This window comes from Pedobacter nyackensis, assembly GCF_032678475.1.
GTDB lineage: Bacteria > Bacteroidota > Bacteroidia > Sphingobacteriales > Sphingobacteriaceae > Pedobacter > Pedobacter nyackensis_A.
In genome coordinates, this window is the sequence record NZ_JAVTSF010000007.1 from 57592 (window position 1) to 84273 (window position 26682).

At 38.2% G+C, this 26682-nt stretch carries 21 protein-coding genes, 1 tRNA gene and 1 pseudogene; 18 read left to right on the forward strand and 5 right to left on the reverse strand.

Annotated elements, in window-relative coordinates; all coding sequences use genetic code 11:
• The first annotated feature begins 75 nt into the window (after positions 1 to 75).
• From R2Q84_RS20075 to R2Q84_RS20090, 4 genes are all read left to right on the forward strand, one after another.
• On the forward strand, positions 76 to 2673 hold the full coding sequence (locus R2Q84_RS20075) for an FtsK/SpoIIIE family DNA translocase (protein WP_316818387.1): 2598 nt from the start codon (positions 76 to 78) through the stop codon (positions 2671 to 2673).
• Between the two features lie 15 nt (positions 2674 to 2688).
• The gene (locus tag R2Q84_RS20080) at positions 2689 to 3342 is read left to right on the forward strand and encodes an outer membrane lipoprotein carrier protein LolA (RefSeq protein WP_316818388.1); all 654 of its coding nucleotides are present in this window, start codon (positions 2689 to 2691) and stop codon (positions 3340 to 3342) included.
• Between the two features lie 39 nt (positions 3343 to 3381).
• On the forward strand, positions 3382 to 4146 hold the full coding sequence (locus tag R2Q84_RS20085) for an MBL fold metallo-hydrolase (RefSeq protein WP_316818389.1): 765 nt from the start codon (positions 3382 to 3384) through the stop codon (positions 4144 to 4146).
• 22 nt (positions 4147 to 4168) lie between these two features.
• Positions 4169 to 4252, forward strand: a tRNA-Leu gene (locus tag R2Q84_RS20090).
• A gap of 757 nt (positions 4253 to 5009) precedes the next feature.
• Here R2Q84_RS20090 and R2Q84_RS20095 read toward each other — a convergent pair.
• A pseudogene (locus R2Q84_RS20095) lies at positions 5010 to 5792 on the reverse strand (recombinase family protein); the annotation flags it as partial.
• Between the two features lie 11 nt (positions 5793 to 5803).
• On the reverse strand, positions 5804 to 5971 hold the full coding sequence (locus R2Q84_RS20100) for a hypothetical protein (protein ID WP_316818390.1): 168 nt from the start codon (positions 5969 to 5971) through the stop codon (positions 5804 to 5806).
• Positions 5972 to 6231: 260 nt separating this feature from the next.
• On the opposite strand from R2Q84_RS20100, the gene R2Q84_RS20105 reads away from it, so the two are divergent.
• Positions 6232 to 6462 carry a hypothetical protein gene (locus tag R2Q84_RS20105; RefSeq protein WP_316818391.1) on the forward strand — a complete coding sequence of 77 codons (231 nt, stop codon included), beginning with the start codon at positions 6232 to 6234 and terminating at the stop codon, positions 6460 to 6462.
• 345 nt (positions 6463 to 6807) lie between these two features.
• Here the strand turns inward: R2Q84_RS20105 and R2Q84_RS20110 are convergent, their stop codons facing one another.
• Complete coding sequence (locus R2Q84_RS20110) at positions 6808 to 8700, reverse strand: hypothetical protein (RefSeq protein WP_316818392.1); 1893 nt, start codon at positions 8698 to 8700, stop codon at positions 6808 to 6810.
• A gap of 381 nt (positions 8701 to 9081) precedes the next feature.
• On the opposite strand from R2Q84_RS20110, the gene R2Q84_RS20115 reads away from it, so the two are divergent.
• The 3 genes from R2Q84_RS20115 to mobC are packed head-to-tail and all read left to right on the forward strand — an operon-like array spanning position 9082 to position 12532.
• Positions 9082 to 9636 carry a BfmA/BtgA family mobilization protein gene (locus R2Q84_RS20115; protein ID WP_316818393.1) on the forward strand — a complete coding sequence of 185 codons (555 nt, stop codon included), beginning with the start codon at positions 9082 to 9084 and terminating at the stop codon, positions 9634 to 9636.
• Between the two features lie 2 nt (positions 9637 to 9638).
• Positions 9639 to 10529, forward strand: coding sequence for a DUF5712 family protein (locus R2Q84_RS20120; protein ID WP_316818394.1), 891 nt, complete (start codon positions 9639 to 9641; stop codon positions 10527 to 10529).
• A complete protein-coding gene (gene mobC / locus R2Q84_RS20125) occupies positions 10526 to 12532 on the forward strand; it encodes a conjugal transfer protein MobC (RefSeq protein ID WP_316818395.1) in 2007 nt (668 codons plus the stop codon). The genes R2Q84_RS20120 and mobC overlap by 4 nt, the downstream gene beginning before the upstream one ends.
• A 111-nt stretch (positions 12533 to 12643) precedes the next feature.
• Here the strand turns inward: mobC and R2Q84_RS20130 are convergent, their stop codons facing one another.
• A complete protein-coding gene (locus R2Q84_RS20130) occupies positions 12644 to 12880 on the reverse strand; it encodes a hypothetical protein (RefSeq protein ID WP_316818396.1) in 237 nt (78 codons plus the stop codon).
• 339 nt (positions 12881 to 13219) lie between these two features.
• Between R2Q84_RS20130 and R2Q84_RS20135 the strand changes: the two genes are divergently transcribed.
• Positions 13220 to 15028, forward strand: a complete 1809-nt coding sequence (locus tag R2Q84_RS20135) for a DUF4365 domain-containing protein (RefSeq protein ID WP_316818397.1) — start codon at positions 13220 to 13222, stop codon at positions 15026 to 15028.
• An 18-nt stretch (positions 15029 to 15046) separates the two neighbouring features.
• Here the strand turns inward: R2Q84_RS20135 and R2Q84_RS20140 are convergent, their stop codons facing one another.
• Positions 15047 to 15256, reverse strand: coding sequence for a helix-turn-helix transcriptional regulator (locus R2Q84_RS20140; protein ID WP_316818398.1), 210 nt, complete (start codon positions 15254 to 15256; stop codon positions 15047 to 15049).
• A 370-nt stretch (positions 15257 to 15626) separates the two neighbouring features.
• On the opposite strand from R2Q84_RS20140, the gene R2Q84_RS20145 reads away from it, so the two are divergent.
• The 9 genes from R2Q84_RS20145 (at position 15627) to R2Q84_RS20185 (ending at position 26680) form a co-directional block, all read left to right on the forward strand.
• A complete protein-coding gene (locus tag R2Q84_RS20145) occupies positions 15627 to 15923 on the forward strand; it encodes a hypothetical protein (protein WP_316818399.1) in 297 nt (98 codons plus the stop codon).
• A 39-nt stretch (positions 15924 to 15962) separates the two neighbouring features.
• Positions 15963 to 16565 (forward strand): RNA polymerase sigma-70 factor, encoded by a 603-nt coding sequence (locus R2Q84_RS20150; protein ID WP_316818400.1) that lies wholly within the window; start codon positions 15963 to 15965, stop codon positions 16563 to 16565.
• Positions 16566 to 16673: 108 nt separating this feature from the next.
• Positions 16674 to 17867, forward strand: a complete 1194-nt coding sequence (locus R2Q84_RS20155; protein WP_316818401.1) for a FecR family protein — start codon at positions 16674 to 16676, stop codon at positions 17865 to 17867.
• 398 nt (positions 17868 to 18265) lie between these two features.
• Positions 18266 to 21562: a SusC/RagA family TonB-linked outer membrane protein gene (locus tag R2Q84_RS20160; RefSeq protein ID WP_316818402.1), complete on the forward strand. Its 3297-nt coding sequence runs from the start codon at positions 18266 to 18268 to the stop codon at positions 21560 to 21562.
• 23 nt (positions 21563 to 21585) lie between these two features.
• Positions 21586 to 23019, forward strand: coding sequence for a RagB/SusD family nutrient uptake outer membrane protein (locus R2Q84_RS20165; RefSeq protein ID WP_316818403.1), 1434 nt, complete (start codon positions 21586 to 21588; stop codon positions 23017 to 23019).
• A 3-nt stretch (positions 23020 to 23022) separates the two neighbouring features.
• Positions 23023 to 24429 carry a TlpA disulfide reductase family protein gene (locus tag R2Q84_RS20170; RefSeq protein ID WP_316818404.1) on the forward strand — a complete coding sequence of 469 codons (1407 nt, stop codon included), beginning with the start codon at positions 23023 to 23025 and terminating at the stop codon, positions 24427 to 24429.
• Positions 24430 to 24479: 50 nt separating this feature from the next.
• A complete protein-coding gene (locus tag R2Q84_RS20175) occupies positions 24480 to 25169 on the forward strand; it encodes a hypothetical protein (protein WP_316818405.1) in 690 nt (229 codons plus the stop codon).
• Positions 25170 to 25308: 139 nt separating this feature from the next.
• Positions 25309 to 25599, forward strand: a complete 291-nt coding sequence (locus R2Q84_RS20180; protein ID WP_316818406.1) for a hypothetical protein — start codon at positions 25309 to 25311, stop codon at positions 25597 to 25599.
• A gap of 52 nt (positions 25600 to 25651) precedes the next feature.
• Positions 25652 to 26680, forward strand: a complete 1029-nt coding sequence (locus tag R2Q84_RS20185; protein ID WP_316818407.1) for a hypothetical protein — start codon at positions 25652 to 25654, stop codon at positions 26678 to 26680.
• The last annotated feature ends 2 nt before the right edge of the window (positions 26681 to 26682 follow it).

A 26682-nucleotide genomic window follows, 5' to 3' on the forward strand; every position in this document is an offset into this window, starting at 1 on the left:
GGAGGAATTGAGATGAATAAAATTGTTTTAACAATTTTATCTAAGTTTGTTAATTATTAAAATCAGTAACTAAAGATGTCGGTAAGGGGAAATCAATTTAAGTCTAATTCGTTCAAAAATGAGTCGGGAGAGAAGCCAGGTTCAAGATCATCGGCACCCAAACCATTCAAAGAAAGAATAGATATTTTACCTCGTCTGAATTTTCAGGATGGGAGGTTGTTTAAAATTATTGGACTGGTATTTCTGATTTTATCCCTCTATTTTCTGATTGCTTTTACGTCCTATCTGTTTACCTGGCAGGAAGATTATAGCTATGTAATAGATGCTAATGGGGGCTGGGATAACCTATTTAAAACTTACGAGGAGCTACAACAGGTAAATATTCCGCCGGTAGTACAGAACTGGCTGGGTAAGATTGGCGCTTTATTGTCGCACCAGTTTATTTATGAATGGTTCGGACTTGCATCTTTTCTATTTGTTTTTGTGTTTTTTGTAATCGGTTATCGCCTGTTGTTTAAGGTGAAGATCTTTTCTATTGAAAAAACGTTGGGATATAGCTTGTTCTTTTTGTTGTTCCTATCCTTAACATTTGGTTTTGCTCATGCTTTCGTTTCTAATACACCTCATTATATAGAAGGCGAATTTGGTTACTGGACAAATAAATTATTGGTGGCTCAAATCGGGGTTGCTGGCGTTGGGGGGCTGATTGCCTTTTTAGGATTAACGGTATTGATTATTGCATATAATATTGATTTTAAAATTCCAGAACGTAAAAAGAAAGAAGAGCTGGAGGAAGATCGCCTGGATTTTGTACCTCATGTACCTGAAAATGTTGAACTGGAAACTGAAGTTAGGTCGGAACCTGTAGAGTTTACACTGAATGATAAACTAGGAAATCAACGTAAACGTGAGCAGAATATCGTTATTACGCCTTCACGTTTTGAGGAAAAAGAGGAGGAAGAGCAGATCATTCCCCAATTTACACCTGCAGTAAACGTAATGACACCACCGCCTGTGGCTGTTGTTCCTCCGTTTGAAACAAACCTTCCAGTTGAAAGGAGTCTTCCGCTTGAAACAAATCTGCCAAAAGCTGAGCCTGAACTTACAATTGAAAAAACAGAAGAGGATAAGAAATCTGATGAACTGGTAGAGCAGTTTGGCAATTACGATCCAACTTTAGATCTTTCCAGCTATAAATATCCCCATCTGGATTTGTTGGAGAATTATGGTTCAAATAAAATATCAGTTAATGCCGATGAGCTTGAAGCGAACAAGAATAAGATCGTTGAAACGCTAAATCATTATAACATTGAGATTGATAAGATTAAGGCAACTATAGGCCCAACGGTAACACTTTATGAGATTATACCGGCACCTGGTGTACGTATATCGAAAATTAAGAACCTTGAGGATGATATTGCTTTGAGTTTAGCTGCTTTAGGTATCCGTATCATTGCGCCAATGCCAGGTAAGGGAACAATTGGTATTGAGGTACCTAATATGCATCCTGAAATGGTGTCTATGCGTAGTATTCTTGCTACTGAAAAGTTCCAGCAAACTACGATGGATTTACCGATAGCAATGGGTAAAACAATATCAAATGAGGTTTACATCGGAGATTTATCTAAAATGCCCCATTTATTGGTAGCGGGTGCTACTGGTCAGGGTAAATCCGTAGGTATTAACTCTATTTTGGTTTCCCTGCTGTATAAGAAGCATCCATCACAACTTAAATTTGTGCTGGTCGATCCTAAAAAGGTTGAGTTAACACTGTTTAATAAAATTGAGCGGCATTTTCTCGCTAAATTGCCAGGCGAGGCTGATGCGATCATCACTGATACGAAAAAAGTAATTAATACCTTAAATTCACTGTGTATAGAGATGGATCAACGTTATGATCTGTTAAAAGATGCGCAGGTTAGGAATTTAAAAGAATACAATGAAAAGTTTATTAAGCGTAAGCTTAACCCTAATAATTCGCATAGGTTCCTGCCTTATATTGTATTAATTGTAGATGAGTTTGCGGATTTAATGATGACGGCAGGTAAAGAGGTGGAAACACCAATTGCCCGTTTGGCGCAACTTGCCCGTGCTGTAGGTATTCACCTGGTACTGGCTACACAACGTCCTTCGGTAAATATTATCACAGGTACTATTAAAGCGAATTTCCCGGCCAGACTTGCATTTAGGGTATTATCGAAAATTGATTCCAGGACGATTCTGGATAGCGGGGGGGCAGATCAGTTGATTGGTCGTGGGGATATGCTGCTATCAACCGGAAATGATCTGATCAGGTTGCAGTGCGCTTTTGTGGATACACCTGAAGTAGATCGTATTTCTGAATTTATCGGTAATCAACGGGGCTATCCTGAGGCTTATCAGTTGCCCGAATATATTGATGAGGCTGCTGAAAATGCAAAAATGGACTTTGATGCATCTGACAGAGATTCGATGTTCGAAGACGCTGCCAGATTAATCGTTATGCATCAGCAAGGATCAACTTCGTTAATCCAACGAAAATTGAAATTAGGTTATAACAGGGCAGGCCGTATCATCGATCAGTTGGAAGCCGCTGGGGTAGTAGGACCGTTTGAAGGAAGTAAGGCAAGAGAGGTTTTAATTCCTGATGATTATGCTTTGGAACAGTTCTTGAATGACCTCAACAACAATTAAAAATTAACAGATAAGATGATGAAGAGAATTGTGTTGTTGCTAATGGCGACAATTGGATACGTACATGCGGTAAATGCCCAGACTGATGCGAAAGCAAAAACGATATTAAATGAAGTAAGTAAAAAGTATCGCTCTTATGATGTCGTGAAAGCTGATTTTACGTTGCTGATTGAGCATCAGCAGGGCAATGCTAAAGATACGCAGCAAGGTACTTTGTATGTAAAAGCAAACGCAAATAAGTATAAAATCATTATGACGGGGCAGGATATGATTAGCGATGGGAAGACGCTTTGGACTTATTTAAAGGAAGAAAAGGAGGTTCAGGTTACTAATGTAAATGCTAGTGACGAAGCGCTTAATCCAGCTAAAATATTTACTATTTATGAAAAGGGCTTTAAGTACCTATATACTGGCGATAAGAAAGTAGGGACTAAAGTTTATCAAGTGATAGATCTTACACCTATAGATATCAATAAATCTTATTTTAAAATACGTTTAACTATAGATAAGGCTGCAAAGCAAATTGCCAGTGCCCTTATTTTTGAAAAGAATGGGAATAAGTACACTTACAATGTAAAAAGCTTTGTCGCTAACGCTAAGGTCCCAGAATCAACTTTTATTTTTGATGCTAAGAAATATCCTGGTGTAGAGGTTGTAGACTTAAGGTAATTTATCTAAGTTTGGCTATATGCTTGCAACAAATATATTTTGAAGGTTACATTTTTAGGTACGGGCACATCGCAGGGAATTCCTGTCATCACTTGTAAATGCGCAGTTTGCCAGTCTGCAGATCATCGGGATAAACGCCTGAGGGTTTCTGTATTGGTGGAAACTGAGGATAAAACGATTGTTATAGATAGTGGGCCTGATTTTAGGTATCAGATGTTACGTGCGGGTGTAAAAGACCTGGATGCGATATTATTTACTCACGAACACAAAGATCATGTAGCGGGACTGGATGATATACGGCCTTTCAATTATCTGCTAAAAAAGAACATCGATATTTATGCTACAGAAAGGGTACAACATGCTTTAAAGCGCGAGTTCTCTTATATTTTTGCTGAAGCTCATTATCCTGGTTTACCTCAGATAGATTTGCATACGATTACAGATATGCCTTTTTACGTTGGTAATTCGGAGATTGTTCCGCTAAATATTATGCATTATAAATTACCTATTCTTGGGTTTAGGATCGGTGATTTTACATATATTACTGATGCAAAGACTATTGCAAATGAAACCTTGGAGAAAGTAAAAGGAACACGCATTCTTGTTGTAAATGCTTTACAACGAGAAGAACATATTTCTCATTTTACATTAGATGAAGCAATTGCATTTTCGCAAAAGGTTGGGGCAGAGACTACTTATTTTACACATATTAGCCACAATTTAGGACTGCATGGGAGTGTGGAAAAAGATTTACCAACAAATATAAAATTAGCCTATGATGGGTTGATGATATTATCTGAATAAATATATCTTTGCAACAGAAAATACCCAGGTGGCGAAATTGGTAGACGCACCAGCTTGAGGGGCTGGCGCCGGCAACGGTGTGGGAGTTCGAATCTCCTCTTGGGTACGCAAGCAGATTGAGTGTTTTTTGAAACGCTTAATCTGCTTTTTTTGTTTTCTAACTGTTTGTTAATCTGGTAAATAAGTAAGAATACTTCGTTCGTTTTTACAGTTCGATGTTTTCCTCCCTCAAAAGTCCACTTTTCTGAAAATATCGAACTAATTATATGACGTTTACCCGCAATATCTGCGTTTAAATACGTCAAATCAAGCTTTTTTAGGTTTTCCAGCACTTTATAAATCGTACCCTCATAATCCATTTCTGCCGTTGTTTTTGTACTGGCATCATTAAGCTGCGCTTCGAGTCTATTTAGTTTGTTTTCTGCTTCCTTTTTAATCTCTGAATATTCTATGTCGCTTAAAGTACCGTTCAATAATAATTCCCTTGCCCTATTTATCCTGTTATGGCAATCAGTAATGCCAGTGATGAGCTCCTTGCGCTCTATTTGAATGTATTTAGACTCATTCCTGTACAAGTCTGTCACAATTTCCTGAAACACTTCTGTAACTCCTTTTTTAGGTTTAAACAGTTTGAGCAAACCAACAAATGCCATATTGACCAATTTTGCATTTTCCCGCCATTTGCAAGGTGATTGACAATGATAATAATGTTGATGCTTAAACATTCCTTTGGAAGCACTCCCAGTTGCCCTACGCCTGCAAAATGGGCAAATTAAAAATCCCCTTAAAGGAAGGAGATCTAATGAAGTAATGCGTATTCCACGCTTACCATTAGAGCCGATATTTAGACGGCGTTTATCCAATACATCCTGAACCTGATAAAACAAAGCTTCTGAAATTAAAGCCTCATGTTGTCCCTGTACGGTATGGGCTTTTTCCTTACCATATTCAGGTACGAATATTCTGCCGCAAAAACCTACGTTCCGTATAGCCTTCCAAAAACTATGAATAGAACAGTTCAACCCTTTTGCTTTGGCTAGTCTCCAGACTTCAACTGTGGTATATTGGCTTGTAGCAAGGGTTTGAAATGCCCATACCATTATTGGTGCGAGGACTGGATCGATAGCTACATATTTGTCTCCGTTTTCTTTTGTTTTATTGAGATACCCTGGTGAGGCGATTCCCATCCATCGACCTTCTTTACGTGCCTGGTGCATACCATGTTTAACATTTAAGGAACGGCGGTCATTTTCAATTTCCGGGGCTGTAAGATAAATGGCCAGCATCATTTTATTTTCCGGTATGGATAAATCCAGCGGTTGCTCTATTGCTTGTGGCTCCACCTTCAATCTGTTAAGGGTGGCGATCATTTGATAGGCATCAGGTGCATTTCTGCTGAACCGATCCCATTTCACAAATAGGATATAGTCCGGCCGACTGGAATTCATGCGATAATTTTCAATTAGCTTTTTCCATTCCGGCCGGTTAAATGTTTTAGCTGAAAAATCTTCGTGTATTACCTTCCTGATGACCACATCATGTGTTTCACAATGTCTTCTTAAAGCCTCTTCCTGTGATCTTGGGGAATATCCTTTTGCAGCTTGCTCGTCTGTACTTACTCGAATGTATAAATCAGCGGTTTTCATTTGAATTGTATTTATAGGAATTTACTTTTGGTATAGGGTCTTAGTGCGATCTCAGCAAATTTGTACATCAAGTCGACTATTAATCTGGCTTGTTCCAGGTTAACGTGTGTACCATTTTCAGCAAGCAGTTTCATTGCCCTTTCCGGTGTTACTTTTCTTTTTTCTTTTAATTTTTCCATCCTGCCTTTTTTAGGCAAAAATGTTTGGGCAAAACAATACCAGTTAACACTTTCATAACACAGTGTTATTATTTTACAGTAAAATCCTGTTATTTTTAATTAGTTGATAGTGAGCAATGTGTTGAATTTTTAATTCATTTCAAAGACTAATTGCGTTATTATTTTTCTATATACCGGGGCTTAGAATTAGATAAAATCTATGTGTTTAAGTTTATGTGATTAGCACAATAAAAGCGCATTTCTGACGCTATATTTGCAATATGAATCTACCAATGCGCATCAATTTTGATGAAAAGGACTATATCTATTTGATCCTCACTAAGGGAATAACAAAACAAACCAGTACCATCCATATTAATTTGAATGGTATAGATTACGAGCTTGCCTGCAATGAGAAAGGGGATTGGGATGCTGTTGATGCGACTGTAAACGATCAGCCTGGATTACTTAGGGCGATAGGAAGAAATATCAAACTTCGGTACCGGTTGTGAGACTGCAAAAGGCTATTGTTTATTCAGAATTGCTTATTTATTTAGTAATGTATCTGTTGTTTCTATTTTTCATGGTGCCAACATGGCCCCTGATAAATGTTCTAATTCAGGAGGGGTTGTCTGTTGTTTTTCGTATACTGGTGTAAGTTAGTTGTCCGGTCGTTTGGGCATTGTGATATGTGAGGGGGTGTTTGAGAGGCGTTAATTGTTTATCTTTTTTGATGTGTTTATTGGGCTGCCCTTTGGGTGAATTTCATAAGCTTTATTGGATAAACTGTGCTTACTATTAGAGCTGAAAATTTTATTGAATAGGTTATTAAGATTGTTGATGAGCTATGTCAATTATTAATAGTCCTTTTTCAAAATGTTTATTTGTCCACTCTCTAAATCAGCCAAAATACAATCCTTTTTAAACTGATTCTTAAGAATAATCTCAGAGAGGCTTCCACTAGCTTCGTTATATTCCGAAATCATTTTATGAATGAAAAAATTTGAATATTGTTTTATAGTGTTGGCAAGGTATGGTAATAGCATGTTCCCATAGTGAGCATTGTGTACTATCATATTTCTACATCTATAAATTAATAGTAAGTTATTTTTTATGATTTCAATTTCTTTTTCAAAATGTTTTTTCAAAAAGTTGGGATCATTATATAATTTCTGAACATTTAGGATGCGGTAAGTCATATGTGGGTCTGTAATATAACTCCTGATTTCATCAAGACAATCTATGAAATTTTCAAGATATACTCGCCCTCCTTTCGCTCCTAAGTTAATCTGCGAACGTTCAATCAAATCATTATCCATTTTTGATATCAAGTTTTGAATCCCCATATTCGATACTAGGTACTCACGATTAAAATAATGGAACAATTCCCAGGCAGGGTCGTGTAGCGAAACAATTGCATATGCTGATGAAACACTTTCTTGTATTAAATGAATTTTGGATTTCTTTTTTCCAGTTAATATATCATTGGTAATATCTTTATCGAGAAAAAAGAGATTTTCAAGGGATATCCAATAATTAAGGATTTTATCTTCATGCTTTAAAGATTGTATACCCTTTCGATGCCAATGCAAAGAATTTGATATCTTGATTTGTGACCCTTTGTTTCCCCCAACAATTAAATCAAATTCATTTAGCACATCAATTTTAGGTTCTATTAGTTTTGCATCAAGAGCATTATGTAGACTTAGGAAAGTATCTTCTTTGTCTCTGCCATGGCCTCCTGAAATAAAATTACCATCTAAATCTACAACAGTATAATTAGTGGAATTCAATCTTAGTGCCGTTTTCGTTGTGAAGTACGAAGAAATGAGATCTAAAGCGTTTTCTACTTTTGATACTGCTTCTTGAAGGGTAGATTGTGGCATCAAATAGTTAACTTTTACTGCAACCTGAATGTGAGAATCTTTCAAGGTATGCATACTTAATGCAGGCTTACTTTCTTCGGACAAAAATGATTTTTTATCTGAACTGTAAAATGTGACATCCCCTAGATTTAACAAAGTTTGACCTTTTATTCCATTCATGGAAAACAGGTAGTACATAGGTTCTTTTTTCTTTTCGTAAAAGAAAAGAAGTGCATTCAGTCTTTCCTCTAAACTGAGATTATCAATGTACTCTATTATTGCAGCTTTATATTTTTGAAAATTAAATATTCCGGTCTCATCCATGAAATCTTTTTCATTTATATCATGTGGAAAGTCGGTTACTATAATCTCTTCATTAAGTACCTCATAATTGGATAAGATATGTTTTGGAAAATTCTTAATATCCTCTGCTGCATATCCCTTTTTAATAAATTCAATGATAAGTGACAATGATAAATACTTGACAAGATTGTAGTATTCAATATTAAACTCATTATTAGTTAGTATGGTTTTTTTTAATATAGAAAGAGTCTCTTTAAAATAGGAGCCGTTTTCAAACAGTTGCTTGATTCCCAGTGTAATCTGTTTAATTAAGTTCAATTTGTCAGAATTAAAATCCTTTCTGAGTAATTTAAATTGGGAATGGAATAGATTACTTATAATTTGATCACCCGTAAAATAGGCTGATAGTTTTTCATAAAAAAATGCGCGGTTGTCGTTATTCTGAAATGAATTGAATTCTATTTCATCTAGTATGTCATCAATCAGAATTTGAGGGTTATACAATTCAAAATCTGGGGCACCTTTGTCAACATTCTCTACAAGTTCTTCCCATAAATCTTTCCATTCTTTGGCTTTTTCCATTACTTGATTTTTACGGGTAATATAATAAAAGTGTCTTGTAATCCCGTTTATATTATTCTTTAGCGTTCATAGTCATATATTTATAACACTGTCCTGTCATAGTGTTAATTGAAAGTTTTTAGATATCTAACCTTTGTTGGCATATAAAGATGCCATGCAAGAGTTCTACCGAATTACCCCACCTTTACCGCACTGGTTTTGGTGTTTAGGAGCGTCCAATTTTCCTTCAGAAATTGGAGCAAGCGGAAATTGGGCAGCAGCCCTATTTTGCCCCTTAGGATGCTCCTATCAGGGGTTGACTTATACTCCGGGTATAAGTTATCTATATTGCAGGTACGCCAAAGCTGAAAAAAGTATAAGTCTACTTATAAACTAAAGGGTATGGCGACCAAAGACAATTACACCAAATCCTTACGATTTTCAGTAGAAACAGATACCAAACTAGGTAAACTGGCGCTAAAATATGGCTACAGCAAATTTCAGTTCTTTAACCAAATGGTTGAATACTTCCACCGGACAAAGAAAGACCCCGCCGATATCAATGATGAACTCTTAAAGCGGACTTTAAGCCGTAACCACGATGCTTACACCAGTTTTATCAAAACCCAGGAAAAGGTATTGTTGATTCCTATGCACCAAAGTGTAGAGCGAATGATCCGTAATCAGGAACAGATCGTAAAGCACTTTAATGAACAGGTGATCTTGGCCAATAAAGAATTACTTAAACATCAGCAGGACCAGAAGGTAAAATCCAAAGAAACAGAAAGCCTGATGAAAATGATCTACGAACAACTACAAAGCCGAAAGAAGTTAAAAGAGCAGTGCCTACACCTGTTTGACGGCTATGTAAAAAGCAGGGAAAATTTAGGCGCTTTTAAAGCCAGGGAAAGAGAAGAATTAATGGAACAGGTCAGAAAACAGATAGCCGATTTATAATCATGTTCATTAAGGTTACCGATAGTGAAAAATCCAATAATAAAGGTAGTAGCGGGGAACTGGTACATTACCTGGATAAGGAAAGTAGGTTGTTCCCAGATGCAAAGCAGGAGCATTGGTTTAATGGTAACGCGATCCAAATTCCGTCTTATGTAGTTAAAAATGCAATTGATGGCAACGTAGCTAAACTCTCTAAAACTGAAGCTAAATTTTTCCTGATCAATATCAGTCCCAGTCAAAAGGAAATTGAATGGTTAAAGCAGAAGCATGGTGAGCTAAACAAAAAGATTTTTAAAGAATATGCGCTGAAGATCATGAATGAATATGCCCGGAACTTTAATCGCCCAGGCATCAGTTCCCATAAAGATTTGTTATGGTTTGCAAAGCTGGAAAACCACCGCTATTACAGCCATAAGGATGGAGCGGTGAAAAATGGGGAAAAGAAAGCGGGGCAGCTTAAAGAAGGTGAGCAGATGCACATTCAGATCATTGTCAGTAGAAAGGATACTCGAAATAAGCTCAAGTTAAGCCCCATGAATAAATCAGGTGGTAGAAACAAAGTACATTCCAGGAAGATGGGAGAATTCAACCGTTCTGCTTTTAAGCAGTCTGGGGAGCGTGTGTTTGATCAGATGTTTGGATTTGATCGGCCGATTAATCAGACCTATAAATATGCCAATGTCCGGAAGAACGGCAGTGTGGATCAGCGGCTGGATCTGCATAAGGAGATTAGTAAGCAAGCGCCGCAAGCGCAGCTGTACGAAGCCAGGCAGGTTGACACCAGTTTACTGGATATACTTTTTATGAAAGCTGACTATGATCCCCTGACCAGTTTTAAAAAGAAAAAAAGGCGCAGGAAATCACAAAGTAATGATCAAAACTTAACACTATGAATACGGGAGAAGACGCGCAAGGTTTACGCAAGATTATTGATCTGACCAGGCTAATCAGTCTGGTGATCTTAGCGATTCATTTTTACCTGGTTTGTTATCAGGCTTTTTTTGAATGGGGATTAATATCGAAGATTACCGATAGGCTGTTCAGCAATCTGGCTAGGATAGCTTTATTCAAAAGTTTGTTGTTGCCGAAGTTAGCAGCTTTGCTTTTTTTAGGGATTTCGCTGATCGGGGTAAAAGGGAGGAAGGATGAAAAGCAGCAGATAAAACCAATCATCGCTTATTTGCTTACAGGGCTGTTATTGTATTTTATCAGTATCCTTTGTTTGTATTTGGGGGCTGGTTTACAGCTTGTCGCTGTTTTGTATATGGGGATTACGATGAGCGGTTATCTGCTTGTGCTTTCTGGTGGTACTTTGCTTTCCAGGTTAATTAAAGCGAATTTGAATACGGATGTTTTTAATTTAGAAAGTGAGACTTTCCCGCAGGAAGAAAGGCTACTACAAAATGAGTACAGCATTAATCTGCCAGCTAAGTACCGCTTAAAAGATAAGGTTCGTGACAGCTGGATTAATATCATTAATCCTTTCCGGGGGATATTGGTGGCGGGTACGCCTGGGGCGGGTAAGAGTTATTTTGTGATCCGGCATATTATTGAGCAGCACATTAAAAAGGGGTTCAGCATGTTTATTTATGATTATAAGTATGATGATCTGTCGAAGATTGCTTATAATATGCTGCTGAAATACCACCGGAATTATAAGGTGAAACCAAAATTTTGTGTGATTAACCTGGATGAGGTGATGCACCGTTGTAACCCTTTGGAGCCTGGGACGATGGAAGATATTACTGATGCTGGGGAGGCCAGCCGTACCATTATGTTTGGGCTGAATAGGGATTGGATTAAAAAGACGGGTGATTTTTTTGTGGAGAGTGCGGTAAATTTTGTGACGGCGGTGATCTGGTTTTTAAGGAAGCATGAGGATGGTAAATATTGCACTTTACCACATGCGATTGAGCTGATGCAGGTGGAGTATGATCGGCTGTTTGCTGTAATGAATGAACAGGAGGAGGTGCGGACGCTGATCAATCCTTTTATTTCTGCTTTAAAGCGTAAGGCGGCGCCTCAGCTGGAGGGGCAGATTGCATCGGCGAAGATTGGTTTGGGGAGACTTGCTTCTCCTCAATTGTATTATACGCTTTCAGGTAATGATTTTACGCTGGATATCAATAATCCTGAAGAGCCTAAGATTGTGTGTATGGGGAATAATCCGCAGAAGCAGCAGATTTATGGTGCGGTGTTGTCGCTGTATATTTCCAAGATGATTAAGCTGGTGAATCGTAAGGGGCAGTTGAAGAGTAGTCTGGTGTTTGATGAGTTTCCTTCGATTTTTTTGAATGGTACCGATGGGCTTTTAGCTACCTGTAGGAGTAATCTGGTGAGTGTGACTTTGGCGGTGCAGACTTTTGAGCAGTTGAAGAAGGATTATGGTTCGGAGCAGGCGGATGTACTAGTGGGGATTGTGGGGAATATGATCAGTGGGCAGGTGACGGGGGATACCGCTAAAAAGATGAGTGAGAATTTTGGGAAGATTATGCAGGACAGGCAAAGTTTGAGTATCAATAGTGCTGATGTGTCTGTTTCTAAATCTACGCAGCTGGATTATGCGATTCCTGCGGCGAAGATTGCCACGCTATCTTCTGGTGAATTTGTTGGGATTGTGTCGGATAATCCTGAACAGAAGGTGGATTTAAAGATGTTTCATGCTCAGATTCAGAATGATCATAATGCTATTGCTTTGCAGGAAGCTGGTTTTAAGCCGATTCCTAAAGTTTCTCATGTGAGTTATGGGGAGGTGATGGAGAATTATATTAAGATCAAGTATGATATTGAGCAGTTGGTGGAGCGGGAGTGTGAGAAGTTGAGGGATAAGGCGGAGGTTGTTATTGAAAAGGCTGATGATGGTGGGGCGGGTGATGAGCAGGCGGTGGTGTTGTAGGTTATTTTTTTTCTGGGCTGAGGTCGTGATAAGTGAATGGTTGTTTGAGAGGCATTAATTTCTTAACCATTTGGGAAAATCTTAGCATTTAACAAAAGTGTTTTAATAAAATTACGTGTCGAAGTTTTTGCGTATAACAGCACCTATACGTTGTACATATTCCGCTTTCATATCGCCTTCCAGATGTATCCAATTATCCTGTTCTAAGCGTTGAATGATATTAATTGAAAATGGATCTTTTACCTCAAATTTAAGGCGGTTTACACCATTGTCATTAAATGGAATGGGTGTAACAGATACATGGTATTTAGTACCATCGTCAATTGTGAAGATCAGTTCTTTTGTCATGTGCAATTTATATTCTTAGGCATGATACGCCATATTGTTATCAATTAATGTTTACTGTAAGTGACAATATACAAAATTTAAGAAATATAATCGAGGTTGAAAATGAATGGAAAGGTAGGAACCTATTTAGGTTAAATAAATTCAATTTGGTTAATTGGCGATTAATTATCTAACTTAGTCTTTGAGAGCGTTAATTTAAAACCGGGGCCTGTCGTCTGACAAGTTCCGGTTTATTTTTTCTAACCTGTGCCTTATAAGTAATTAGCGGGTTGGTTCACACCACCAATTTATATTTCCATTAAATTTTTTATGTTTGGATGATACCAAATAAAACCAATTATGGATTACCGTTCTACCTTACCTAAATCTAATCCCAATGAAGATCTGGAAACTATTTCCAGAAACAAATTCGTGCTTTTGCTGGATACCACATTGTTCGAGGTCAGGCAGGAAGTACAACGGGACAAAGGGGTTGACCTGGTTATTGAAATTAAGGAAAAAGGCTGTTATACTAATTTCCGCTTCATTGTTCAGCTCAAGGCAACTGCTACAAGTAAACTCAAAAAAGACGGTTCGTTAGCCTATGGCATAGAAGTCAGCAATATCAATTATTTACTGAACTACGGAATGCCGGCCTATTACGTGCTGTATGATCACAACAACGGTCATTTTTACTTTGCACAGGCCAGTGAAGTCTTTAAAACCCTCATCAATAAATACAAAACATCACCACTGCCTGCAAAATACAGCTACAGTTTTTGCAGAAAGCTTGATTTGGAAGCAGTAGATGACATTTATAGAAATACGCTGGATAGTGGAGTGCTGATTCGCCGTTTAAATGCCCATAGGAATGCCAAAGGTGATAACACTACTGGAGGTGCAGGCATTATGATTGATGAAGACAATGAAGTGTACAGTGTCGAGCAAAACTTATCTTTTATTGAGCAGTGTGGCTTTAGGCTGTTGAACGATTATGCATATCAGCAGATCATTGAAATAGAGCAACGCACCTATCTTGGTGGAAAAGAAGCACCGCCGATGTTCAATTATGTTTGCGGTATGGCTTATTTCGAAAAAGGAGAGCTACTGAAAGCACTTGATTATTTGAAAAAGGCAAATCGTAAAGCCGATGCATTTCAGCCTGACCAGCAGGCGATCCTGACCCATATCCTGCTTCAGGCGGCTTATCTACTGGGAATGATGAATAGGGAAACTTACGACCAAAAGAATAAAGAGCTGCTTGCTGGGGAAAAATTGGGTTCTTTTCTTGAAATAGAGAAGGCATTTCAACAGTTCCGTCACGGCGAAGGCACATATGCCCATAAAATTCAAATCCTGTATCAGACTGTCAATGATATTCTGTCCGCTGAGCCGGATAACCTGGCGGGAAAGGTAACCACATATGCAAAAATATTACACGTTGAGCTGGGACTTCTGACCCAGGACTTTATAGAAAACCTAAGTACCCTGCACTGGTATAACTGTGGACATCTTCAATCAGAATTATACCAGCGCTGGGCCGTATTACAGGAAAAGTACGGGGCAAGGTCAAAAATAGTTATGAATCATGCTGCGAAGTCTGCCAATGTGCCGGCATTGGCCAATGTGATTATGAATTATATAGATTGGGTATATAAAACAGCCTATATCAAACAATTTTTTAACAATTGGGATGCTAATACACGCCGCAGTGCAAAGGTTACCAGCCCAGAAGTCATCGCTGATCTGATTGAAAAGACCGGGGCTTTGGAAAAGCTTTATAAGGATTGTGCTAATATTTCGCTTTCCGAAACGCAGGTCTTGTGTCTGATCCTTAAATATCAGATCGAGGATTTCTGCGGGCAGAAGGAGCTGGCCGATGCGACTTTAAAGAGGTTGAAAGAACTGGTGGAAGAAAAGGAACTTAGGCATTGGTGTTTAGAGGATTATCAGGCGCTTTTTAGGGGGGAGACGGAGCATCGGGCTTTCCATTTGGATCGGGAGATGAGAATGGGACATTTTTATACCGTAGCCAGCAACTCAGGAATTGATATGAGCTTTTTAGATGATCTTCCATCTAAGTCCTTAATTGATTTCGAACATCGTTTGAGCTGGTCAGTTACTGAGCTGATGGAGTTTGATTTGCCTGAACTAAAACAGGAAAGATGATTTGAGGGGTAGTGAAATTTAAAAATCAACTAACTCGCTTAAAGTTATAGAGAGGCCTCCTGCAATCTTCTTCAGTGTCGATACACGCATGTCCACACGACCCTTTTCAATATTGATTAGTTGATGGTGTTCAATATCAGCAAGTAAGGCAAACTCTCTTACGCCAAGTTTTTTACCTTCACGTAATTCCTTAATTCGATTACCCAGCCCTTCTTTGAAGTTATCCATCTCGCTATTATGCATGGCGAAATATCCACCTAGTCGCAAAATTTATTGGTACATTATTTTGTACCACGTAAAGATTTTTTGTATTTTAGCTTAAGAAAATTAAAATAAGCATATAGTGATATAAAATTTACTTACATACAGGTTATTAACAAAAAGAGTCTCGACTGCCAAATTCTGACAATTGCAAGGAAGGGACAATAGAGTAATGCCCATAGTGATATTTTGCATACTTTTGAATGCACTATAGCTATGGGCTCTATTGTAATTCCGTTCCTAAGGTCGTCAGAAAACCTGGCAGTGCGGTTGTAGAGTCCATAGCTATAGTTCTATTTATAGCGCAGCTCTTACCCGAGATCCATAAAAGCGCATCATGAAAGTTTACCAATCCATTTTCCTGCTTATAGAAATTCCTATTTATTCATTTGAATCTTTTCTGTATGCTTATCTATCTAACGGTATAAAAGAAGCAATTTCAGGACTTAATGGGTTAAATATGAAATTTCAGTATTTGGTGGTGAATTATTTTGATTTTTTTTTCTGGACAAAATCAGCCTTTTTGACTGCAACAATCAATTCACCATTTTTTGAATTGAATTGTTTGGTATTCAGTCAATTCACCACTTTGGTAAATATTTTGAATATTGCACGGAAATATAATTTTAGGTAAATTTAAATAGCATAATGCAACTCATGTTAACTGTTTAAAATGGGAAAATCAATACATAGACTGATCAACGAAGCTGAGCTGTTTTCAGGTTTAGCAAAGGGAGATGAGCGTTGCTTTGATGCCATTTATAACCATTACTCAAACCGTCTTTTTCCTTTCGTTGATAAAATGGTTCGTTCCCGTAATCTGGCGGAGGAAATTGTGCAGGACATTTTTGTGCAGTTGTGGATCAATAGGCATTTATTGGAGAATGTACAATATCCGACTGCTTACCTTTTTAATATTGCAGCCAATAAAACGCTTACTTATTTAAAAAAGATTTCCAATAACCAGAAGTTAGTGGATAAGATTTCCGCGGGTTATCTGGATTATAGCAATGATACTGAAGAGCAACTGATACTCAAAGAGAGTGCAAAGATTATAGAAATGGCTGTAGCGCAATTGCCCCAGCAACGTCGTCTGATTTGGGAGCTCAGCCGCAATGAAGGCTTAACCCATCAGCAGATTGCTGATAAGCTAGGGATTTCTACCAGTACGGTGAACAATCAGCTTGGTCATGCCATGCAGCATGTGCGTACTTTCATGAATAATCGTACGGGATTACTTTCTTTATCAATTTTTATATTGCTGTCTGATAGGTAGTTGTGGTGTATTTAAAATATTTTTTATAATGGGATAGTTATAGTCTGGCTGAGGATAGTCTTATCCTTAAATATTCAGATAATATTCAGTTAACAAAAAATAAACATAATGCCTCAAAACTTATCCAATATCGAATCCTTGTTCCGTAAGTATAGCGCTGATGAAGCTTCGGAAGTAGAAATTCAGGAAATGTTCCAGCTGATTGCTGCTGGTGGACATGATTCCGAATTATTGAAATTATTACAAACTGAAATGGAAATGAGTGATGTGGATGGAGAAGTTGAGGTTGCACGCAGAGATAAAGTCAGAGAGAAGATCAGGGAAGTTATTGGAATATTGGATGGTCATCCGGCCGTGCCGGCTAAAAAGAAAAGTTACAGATGGTTGGCAGCAGCGGCTGCTATTATTATTGTTTGTGCGGTAGCAGTGTTGTTTTCTAGGTCTGGTTCAGATGATACTAATCTGGCTATGGCTGCAAAAGAGATTGCTCCTGGAAAAAGTGGTGCTACTCTGACCTTGGCTGATGGTAGAAAGATCAGGTTGGCTGATGTAGCTAAAGGAGAGCTTGCGCAGGAGTCGGGTATGGAGATTGTGAAAATGGCTGACGGTAAGATCATCTATAATGTAAAGGGTGAGGTTGATGCTATAGGTAAGACAAATACTTTGGCTACGGCCAGGGGCGAGACTTATGAGGTGTGTTTGCCTGATGGTTCCCTGGTCTGGCTAAACGCTGCTTCAAGTTTAACTTACTCTGCTACCTTAAATGAGCGTGGGGTACGTAGGGTAAGGCTTGAAGGCGAAGCTTGTTTTCAAATAAAAAAAGACAAGTCACATCCATTTGTAGTTGAAACTAAATCTCAACAGGTGCAGGTATTGGGTACGCATTTTAATGTGAACGCTTATCCGGAAGAAAGGGATGTACGGACAACTTTGCTGGAAGGTTCCGTGAAAGTAACGATATCTGAAGACAGCCAGCAGAGTAAGGTGTTGGTTCCGGGACAACAGGCCAGGGTGGATGGCGGTGAGCTGAATGTGTTGTCTGTGAATACCGCTGAAGTGACGGCATGGAAGAATGGCTTCTTTGAGTTTAAGCGGGTACCATTGAATGTGATCATGCGGGATTTGTCAAGATGGTATGACATAGACATTGAGTATGCGGATAATGCTTCAAGGGAGGTGGTGATGAGTGGTTATGTGGCCAGATCGCGTAACATTTCGGTCATCTTAGAAAGGATGCAGGCTACAGGTGGAGTGCATTTCAGGATTGAGGGTAAGAAGGTATTTGTGTATAAGGAGAATTAGCTTGCTGTGTAATTGTTGGAATATGGATAAATAAAAAAAAGGAGGAAAGATTGTGAAAGGTTATGGGCTATGGGAGGTGATTTTTTTTGTTCATGAGCTGGATCGGTCTTCCATTTAGATATATAAAAAATTAGGATTTGGCTGGAAACCGGCTGTATCATGGTATTAAAAACAATCAACTCGAGAATAAATTAATCAACGAACCAAACCAAAATTAGAAGATGAGAGAACATTTACGACAGCGGGAATGACCTGAGACGGGGGTGCCTGAAAATTAAAAACGTGATTCCGAGGACGAGTCGGAGCCACGTTTAAGTCTGGGTTAACCCTTTACCGATACGAGATCGGAATTAAAATCAGTTCAAGGATTTATGTATTAACCCAAACATTACAAAGGTATGCAATTATATACTTTTAACAAGGGAGTACTCCTGGATTCAGGGGTACTCCGGCAAATTGTGTTAGTTATGAAAGTAACTACGTTATTAATTTTTGCCTTTCTGATGCAGGTGTGTGCTGCGGGATTGGCACAGAAGATTACGCTGAATGAAAGAAATGCTTCGCTGGAAAGCGTAATGGATAAAATACGTTCTCAAACCGGTTATGAATTTGTGTTTAATGTAAAGGATATTGATAATGCCAAGCGGGTCAATGTCAGTTTTAAGGCTAAGGAGCTAAATGAGGCTCTGGAGAAGCTTTTCCAGAATCAGGCTTTGAGTTTTTCTGTGAAGGATAAATTTATTGTGGTGAAGCCAAAAATGCCAAGTTTTCTGGAAAATGTTATTGCTCGTCTTGTTGATATTGACGTTAGGGGTAAGGTCATTGGCGAGGATGATCAGGTGTTAGTCGGGGCGACGGTGAAGGTGAAAGGCACGAGTAAAAGTGTGAGCACTGATGTGAACGGAGAATTTTATTTGCAGGGCGTAGATGAGGGGGCGACTGTTATTGTGGCTTATGTCGGCTACATAAACGTAGAACTGCCAGCGACGAAAATGATGGGGATTATTAAGTTGAAAATGGGAAGTAGTGATCTTCAGGAAGTGACGATAAATAAAGGCTATTACAGCACGAAGAAAGCATTTAATACGGGTAATGTTAGCACAGTTAAATCTGAGGATTTAGCTCGGCAACCAATCAGCGATCCAATAGCTGCGCTTCAAGGTAGAGTGCCAGGTTTATTTATTCAGCAGACGAGTGGTGTTTTAGGAAGAAGTATGAACATAAGACTTCGCGGACAAAACAGTCTAGCAAATGGCAACGATCCGCTATATATAATAGATGGAATACCTTTTATATCTGAGCCGTTAACCTTATCGGGGATTAACGACGCAACCGGAAAACACGCGAGTCCTTTTAATTCTTTAAACATAAATGATATTGAGAAGATAGAAGTTTTGAAGGATGCCGATGCTACAGCTATCTATGGTAGCAGAGGTGCTAATGGGGTAATATTGATCACGACAAAAAAGGGCGCTAGCAACACTGACAAGTTGGCTATAAATGTATATTCTGGAGTAGGTGAGGTAGCTCGGAGATTAGAGTTTCTGAACTTGGAGGAGTACATTGCGATGCGGACAAAAGCATTTGAAAATGATAATATTCTACCCAGAGCAACAGACTATGACTTAAATGGAACATGGGAAAAAAACAAATATACAGACTGGCAGGATTTTTTTATTGGAGGGACAGCAACTGTTAACGATTTTCAAGCTTCATTATCCGGTGGGAACTCAAATACCCATTATCGAATAGGTGGTACATACCGTAAAGAAACAACGGTTTATCCGGGAGATTTTTTTGGAAGAAAGGCAGGCTTTACAATGAACCTGAATCATCAATCGGCAAATGAAAGGTTGAGTTTCAATCTTTCTGCAAACTATATAAATAATTTTAATAATCTCCCAATAAGTGATTTTACAAATAGCATTTCCATTGCACCAAACGCACCAGAAGTGTATAATTCGGATGGAAGTTTGAATTGGGCAAATCAGACCTGGGCAAACCCGCTAACAGCACTTTTTACAAAGGCTAAGGAAAATTCTAACAACCTGATTGGCAACTTCCAAGTCAATTATAAAATTTTGAAAGATCTAGAGTTTAAGACTACCCTTGGATATAACAAGTTGGATTTCCAGCAAAATAATATAACTCCATTTTCTGCGATCAACCCATCGTTTCTTCCGGCATCTATATTTCGGACAAATGATATTGCAACTAATCGAAATAACTCTTGGATAATAGAACCGCAACTTTCATATAATAAGAGCTTTTGGAAAGGTGAATTAAACATATTAGTTGGTTCGACTATCCTTGGTACCGGTAAGACAGCACTTGCAGAAAATGTTACAGGATTTTCAACTGATGCGCTTATTGAGAATATTGCTGCTGGTACCTATCGAACAATATTAAATAATTCGGATGCAAAATATCGCTATAATGCATTATTTACACGAATTGGATATGCGATTAATGACAAGTATGTTTTTAACTTAACAGCAAGAAGAGATGGAAGTAGCCGTTTCGGCCCCGATAAACGTTTTGGTAACTTCGGTGCTATCGGTGCAGCTTGGGTGTTTTCGGAAGAAAATTTTATAAAAAAAAATATTTCCTTTATTAGTTTCGGAAAAATCAGAGGAAGTTATGGAATTACTGGTAATGATCAAATTGGGGATTATGAGTACTTAAGTGCGTATACGTCTTATGCTATTGCATATCAAGGCGTTCCGAGTTTGGAGCCGACACAGCATACCAATCCATTATATGGTTGGGAGAGAGTAGACAAGATAGAAGTTGGCCTAGAATTGGGACTGTTTAACGACCGGTTACTTCTTTCATCCAGCTTCTATAGAAACAGAACAAAGAATCAATTGGTAGATTATGCTTTACCAGCTATTACGGGTTTCTCAATTGTGAAGGCGAATCTCTCGGCCGTTCTACAGAATTCGGGTCTGGAACTAGAGACATCAGGAAATATAATAAAAACAACGAAGTTTCTTTGGAATGCAAACATCAACATCACATTCCCCAAGAATAAGCTGATTTCATATCCAAATATTAAAAGTTCAAGTTTTGCGAACCGATATGCTGTTGGCCAGCCATTAAGTCTGTCATACCTATATAGCTATACAGGTATTGATCCTCAAACAGGATTGTATACATTTAAAGATGCTAACAATGATGGAGCTGTAACATCAACTTTTGACCGGGAGTTTTATTTTATAGGACAAAAGTATTTTGGTGGCTTGCAAAATAATATTGAGTATAAAAATTTTCAGCTGAACTTTTTAATACAATTTACAAAACAAAGTGCTCAGGATTTTAATCAAAGTTTTACCGCTGGCTTATTCAACTCAGGGAACAGTAACATCCCTAAATCAGCCCTTGACGGCGGACGGCAGGAACTGTCCCAAACTACCTCTGGCCTCAAACGTACCCGTCAAAATTTATTTACCAATAGTAATGGACTGATTACAGACGCCTCTTTTTTGAGACTAAAAAATGTGGCCCTGTCCTGGAAAGTGCCGGTTTCAAAGGGGACACTTAGTTTCGTTCACAGCTTTAGACTTTATATCCAGGGGCAGAATCTTCTAACATTCACTAAATACGAAGGATTTGATCCGGATATGGGCCGTTCCAGTTCTTATGGGATGCCTTCCATAAGAATGATGACAGCTGGTATGCAAATCGCACTATAATCATTGATCAAAATCCAATAATTATGAAAAAGTACTATTTTATATTAACAAGCATTTTCTTAACAGGCCTATTGGGGTGCAAAAAGCTAACAGAAGCTGGGCTGCCGGTAAATGACCTGATTTCTAAGGCTGTATTTCAAAGTGATGAAACGGCTAGTTCTGCTATTACTGGTATATATGCAAGAATGATGGACGACATCAATGCAACACCATTGTATATATCGTGGTATAGTGCTTTAGCAGCTGATGAAGTGAACACGACCTTGACAAGTGGAAATTTTTTGCAGTTATACAAAAATGACCAAAGTGCCCAGACAGCGTTGACAAATATTTTTTGGAATGGGGGATACAACTTCATTTACAGAGCGAATGCGGTAATCGAAGGCGTGAACCAATCTACAGCAATGACCACTACTGTTCGCCAGCAATTGCTCGGCGAAGCTTATTTTATTCGTGCATTTTGGCATTTCTATATGGTTAATTTTTATGGAGATGTGCCTATTATTTTAACAACTGATTATGAAGCTAATGCTAAAGCTGGACGTGCAGCAACAACCGATGTCTATAAACAGATCATTTTAGACCTCCAGGAATCCAAAAAATTGTTGACGGAAAAATATGTTGATGGAAACTCCGTTTCTGAATCCCCTGAAAGGGTAAGACCAAATACTTATGCTGCTTCCGCATTGTTGTCTCGGGTGTATTTATACAGCGGCAATGTAATCAATGCAGAAATAGAAGCGGATCGTGTCATTTCAAAAACAGCTCTTTATGAACTTGAATCAATTGATCGGGTATTTTTGAAGGAAAGCAAGGAAGCTATATGGCAATTGAGCAGACCTTTGCCAGCACCAGAAGGAACGGTTGAATCGGAATATTTTATAATACGTGCTACACCTGGTGCCGGTTTGACAGGAAGTACCACTATAAGTGATGCGTTATTGGAGCGGTTTGCAGTAAATGACTTACGAAGAAGTTCTTGGATAGGTACCTATACAGATAATTCAATTAGCCCGGCAAACGATTATCATTTTCCATATAAATACAAAGCTGATGGTACATCTGCGGAAAAGGAATATTCAATTGTATTTCGCTTGGCTGAACAATACCTGATACGTGCCGAAGCTCGCGCGCAACAAGGTAAATTAGATTTGGCAATGGACGACATTGATGTTATCTTGGTGAGGGCTAATCAGCCTAAAGTCCGCTCAGTACTACCTTCTGCTACCAAGGAGGATTTGCTAGATATTATATTAAATGAAAGAGGTCTGGAGTTTTTTACGGAGTGGGGGCACCGTTGGTTGGACCTTAAACGATGCGGAAAAATTGACGGGATAATGCCTGATGTATCGCTTGGGAAGGGCGGTGTGTGGGAATCTTATATGAAATTGTGGCCAATCCCTCAAAACGATGTAGATAATAGTAAAAATTTGATTCAGAATCTAGGATATAATTAAAAGATGAAAACATATAAATTGATAGGTATACAGCTTCTTATAGCATCTGTACAATTATTAACAAATTCTGCTAAATCACAGAATATAAACTATCCTGAAACAGGCAAGCTATTACCTGATTACACTTTAACTGATGTAAGAAATTATCCTGAGAAGAAACTGACTCTAAGTAAAAAAAAAGGCAAATGGTTGATTCTTGACTTTTGGTCTTCGGTATGTGGAGGTTGTATTCAGAGCTTTCCAAAAATGAACAAACTTGCAGAGACTTTTAAAGATGATGTTCAGATCGTAATGATTGGAATGTGTAGTGCGACAGGGGAAGGAGCTACGTCTGAAAAGAAGACAAAAAAACTCTACAACATGCTCGAAGAAAAAAACGGATTGAAATTTACAGTTGCGTTTGACACAGTGCTTCAAAGGTTATATGGAGTAAAAACAGTGCCGCATATTTTAATTGTAGATCCTGCGGGTATAGTTAACGTTATCACAACTGGAATTGATGAAGCTACTGTCAGAGGCCTTTTGAGTGGAAACTCAGTATCCGTACGCAAATCATTAAACCGATCTGAAGCATTAGAACTAGAACAGAATTATAATACAAGTATTCCTTTCCTGACTTCTGGGAAAACATCTAATGGTGGAAATGATACTTCGTTCTTATTTCGTTCGTTGCTTTCGAAAGCCAATAGAGGAATTACGCCATATTATAAATCAGTTCCTTTTGAGATGTATCCGATTGGCGACAAAGCTATGTTTGAAGAGTATTCGATTTCTGTTATAAATCTATATCAGTTGGCATATATAGGCTATTCGGTGCCCAGTCTTTTAAGAGAAGATGAAAGATATGGGAAAGATTGGCCCGTCCCTTTAATTGAAACAAATGATTCTACAAAACTGAAGTTTATAACATCAGACTATGTTACCGGTATGGGACGATTTTGTTATAGCTTGACAGTACCAATTGAAAAAGCAAATACCGGTCTGCCTATCAGTATCATGAAGCAGGATCTTAAGAATTATTTTGGACTTGAAGGCGTTATCGAAAATAGAGTTATGCCAATTTGGAAGTTAGTGGTTATTGATAATAAAAGAGTTGAAAGGCTTAGATCCAACAATGCATCTTCAAATATTCTGATTAATAAATCTGATTCGAAATTTGGAGGAATAGATTTTATAGGGGCTACGATGGAGCAAGTATTAGATGCCTGTCGAGGCCCAGTTCAAATTGGAAGGAAGAGTGAAAATATTTTTGTTAATGAAACGAACATCCCTTATAAAGTAGACATAAAGTTTAAAGCCAATTTAGTGGACTTAGAAGAAGTGAGGGCAGGTTTGCGAAAGAATGGTCTTGATCTAGTTCGAGGTACTAAAGAGATGAGAGTTCTAATCTTAAAAGATGTAATTGAATAATTATTACTAAGATGGAAAAAAAAATATCGACAATCATACTTGTACTATGTGTGTGTCTTAGCGCTTGTATAAAGGAACATATTGAAATCCCTGCATCTATCAATGTAGTTAACGTGGCTATAAATGCAGGAATAGTTAAGGTAAATTACTTTGGAAAATCTATAAATTGGGGTTCCTATACTGGAACAGAAGCAAGCGTGGTCTATGGGGCAAACAAAGTTTATAGTGTAGTGGATGCAAGATCTGAGTTTTCGCTAAATATCGTTCGTTCAACAGATACGACAAAATCAGTATTTAATGGTCATTTAAATCTGACAGCGGGTAGTATCAACAGTTTGTACTTGACTGGACAATCGCCTAATTACGATACTGTTTTTGTAAAAGAATCTGCATTCCCAGTTTATGCAGATAGTGCTTTCGCAGTGCGATTTATCAACTTGGTGCCAAACAGTGGCGATGTAAACGTGACCTTAGCGAGTAGCTCTACTGTGAATGAATTTACCGGACTCGCTTATAAAAAACAGAGCGTATTTAAAAAGTATGAGGCGACATACAAATTCCCAAATACTTATTTCAACTTTCAGGTCAGGAATAGTAACGGAATATTGTTAGCTAGCCATACAATTTCCTCTGCAAATCATATGGCAACAAGAAGGAAAAGAGCTACGTTGGTTTTTAGAGGATTGATTGGTGGAACAGGGACTAACTCTCCAGCAATAAGTTTTGTGCCAAATTATTAAGCGCATACTTATTTGATTAAATGGATAGCATGAATTTCTTTCATGGACCATTAAGAATAAAATATTAAGACATTACTGCAGTAGTTAGGATTAATCATCTCTCCTTAAGCAGATGGTACTGATATTAAATTTAAAAAATATGAAATTCAAGAAATTTGCATTAGGAACTGTTTGCATGCTTGGCGTTTTGGCTTCATTTGCTTTTAGCCCAACAGGTAAATCAAAAACTAGAATGTTTATGGCATGCAATTACTCGGATTATTTAAATCCTACGCAATGTCGAACCCAAGGACTTACTGATGATGATTGTGCTATCTATGGTACAGGTGCTCAATGCACTGCTTGGGATGTTTATTGGCATGTTGATGCTCCAGCTTTTAGCCCGACAACTTTTTACCCATGCACTTACCCATATTATCATGTAGATTAATTATTAACCATCATCACCAGCGAATTTCCGCTGGTGATGTTCACGGACTATTATGCAAAAATCAAGATTAATCATTTTATTTGCCTGTCTTGTTGCAGGAATACTTAGCATTATCTTCCTGTATGCTTTCTCTGCTTATCAAAACAACAAGAGTAACGGCTTTGTCCGCCAATACCCTTCAAAAAAGGTAGAAGGTATAAGGTTTATTGATTTGAAGCACAAAGGCTTTTACATAGCAGGTTGCAATAATGATACCATATACTTTGGGCATTATATAGATAAATTAGCTTTGTTTAGGGTAGCATTAAACAGCAGAGATACAAGTAGCATCCGCTTAAGGGCAAATCAGGAGTTGAAACTGTATGATGGAAATTACCTGCGTACCGATAGTAATGACCTGTATCTTTTTGATGGGATTAAGCAGGAGGTAGTATCCGGGAAACTGAGGGACTTCAGGTTTGATAAAATTGAAAAATCCCCATCGTTTACAGCGGCGCTTCCTATTGGTAATGACAGTAGGATATTGCGAGTAATGAACAAGAATAGGGTGTATACTTTGATCAGTCAAACAGGGACAAAGGTGCTGGATAAGCATTACCAGTTGGAGGCGCAGGGCGATGGCACATTCAGTACTGACGGTATGCTGGTTAAAAGCAGTAACAATAGCTTTTTCTATGTGTATTACTACCGCAATCAGTTTCTACATTTGGATAAAGATATGAACTTGCTGTACAAAGGGAAGACAATTGACACGGTTAGTCATGCTCAGATTAAGCTAGGCAAGATTGAGAATGGACATGCGAGTACTTTAGCTTCACCTCCTCTGTATGTGAACAAGCATTGTGCTGCCAATGAAAATTACCTGTTTATTCAATCTGCATTAAAGGCTGACAATGAAATTGAGGAAGGTTGGAAAAACTCATCGGTTGTAGATGTGTACGCAGTGAAGGATGGTAAATACCAATTCAGCTTTTACATGCTAAACATCAAAGATCAGAAGCTAAAGGATTTTAAGGTTTACGGAAGTACCTTGATAGCACTGTATGAGAATTTCATTTACACCTATAAACTGAAACTTTAAGC

Excerpts from the sequence above, each read along its gene's own strand:
- R2Q84_RS20185 (WP_316818407.1), top strand. The coding sequence starts at position 25,652 with ATGCAAAAATCAAGATTAATCATTTTATTTGCCTGTCTTGTTGCAGGA.
- R2Q84_RS20115 (WP_316818393.1), top strand. The coding sequence starts at position 9,082 with ATGGCGACCAAAGACAATTACACCAAATCCTTACGATTTTCAGTAGAA.
- R2Q84_RS20170 (WP_316818404.1), top strand. The coding sequence starts at position 23,023 with ATGAAAACATATAAATTGATAGGTATACAGCTTCTTATAGCATCTGTA.
- R2Q84_RS20180 (WP_316818406.1), top strand. The coding sequence starts at position 25,309 with ATGAAATTCAAGAAATTTGCATTAGGAACTGTTTGCATGCTTGGCGTT.
- R2Q84_RS20160 (WP_316818402.1), top strand. The coding sequence starts at position 18,266 with ATGCAATTATATACTTTTAACAAGGGAGTACTCCTGGATTCAGGGGTA.
- R2Q84_RS20105 (WP_316818391.1), top strand. The coding sequence starts at position 6,232 with ATGAATCTACCAATGCGCATCAATTTTGATGAAAAGGACTATATCTAT.
- R2Q84_RS20075 (WP_316818387.1), top strand. The coding sequence starts at position 76 with ATGTCGGTAAGGGGAAATCAATTTAAGTCTAATTCGTTCAAAAATGAG.
- mobC (WP_316818395.1), top strand. The coding sequence starts at position 10,526 with ATGAATACGGGAGAAGACGCGCAAGGTTTACGCAAGATTATTGATCTG.
- R2Q84_RS20100 (WP_316818390.1), bottom strand. The coding sequence starts at position 5,971 with ATGGAAAAATTAAAAGAAAAAAGAAAAGTAACACCGGAAAGGGCAATG.
- R2Q84_RS20165 (WP_316818403.1), top strand. The coding sequence starts at position 21,586 with ATGAAAAAGTACTATTTTATATTAACAAGCATTTTCTTAACAGGCCTA.
- R2Q84_RS20155 (WP_316818401.1), top strand. The coding sequence starts at position 16,674 with ATGCCTCAAAACTTATCCAATATCGAATCCTTGTTCCGTAAGTATAGC.
- R2Q84_RS20150 (WP_316818400.1), top strand. The coding sequence starts at position 15,963 with ATGGGAAAATCAATACATAGACTGATCAACGAAGCTGAGCTGTTTTCA.
- R2Q84_RS20130 (WP_316818396.1), bottom strand. The coding sequence starts at position 12,880 with ATGACAAAAGAACTGATCTTCACAATTGACGATGGTACTAAATACCAT.
- R2Q84_RS20140 (WP_316818398.1), bottom strand. The coding sequence starts at position 15,256 with ATGGATAACTTCAAAGAAGGGCTGGGTAATCGAATTAAGGAATTACGT.
- R2Q84_RS20080 (WP_316818388.1), top strand. The coding sequence starts at position 2,689 with ATGATGAAGAGAATTGTGTTGTTGCTAATGGCGACAATTGGATACGTA.
- R2Q84_RS20120 (WP_316818394.1), top strand. The coding sequence starts at position 9,639 with ATGTTCATTAAGGTTACCGATAGTGAAAAATCCAATAATAAAGGTAGT.
- R2Q84_RS20145 (WP_316818399.1), top strand. The coding sequence starts at position 15,627 with ATGAAAGTTTACCAATCCATTTTCCTGCTTATAGAAATTCCTATTTAT.
- R2Q84_RS20135 (WP_316818397.1), top strand. The coding sequence starts at position 13,220 with ATGGATTACCGTTCTACCTTACCTAAATCTAATCCCAATGAAGATCTG.
- R2Q84_RS20110 (WP_316818392.1), bottom strand. The coding sequence starts at position 8,700 with ATGGAAAAAGCCAAAGAATGGAAAGATTTATGGGAAGAACTTGTAGAG.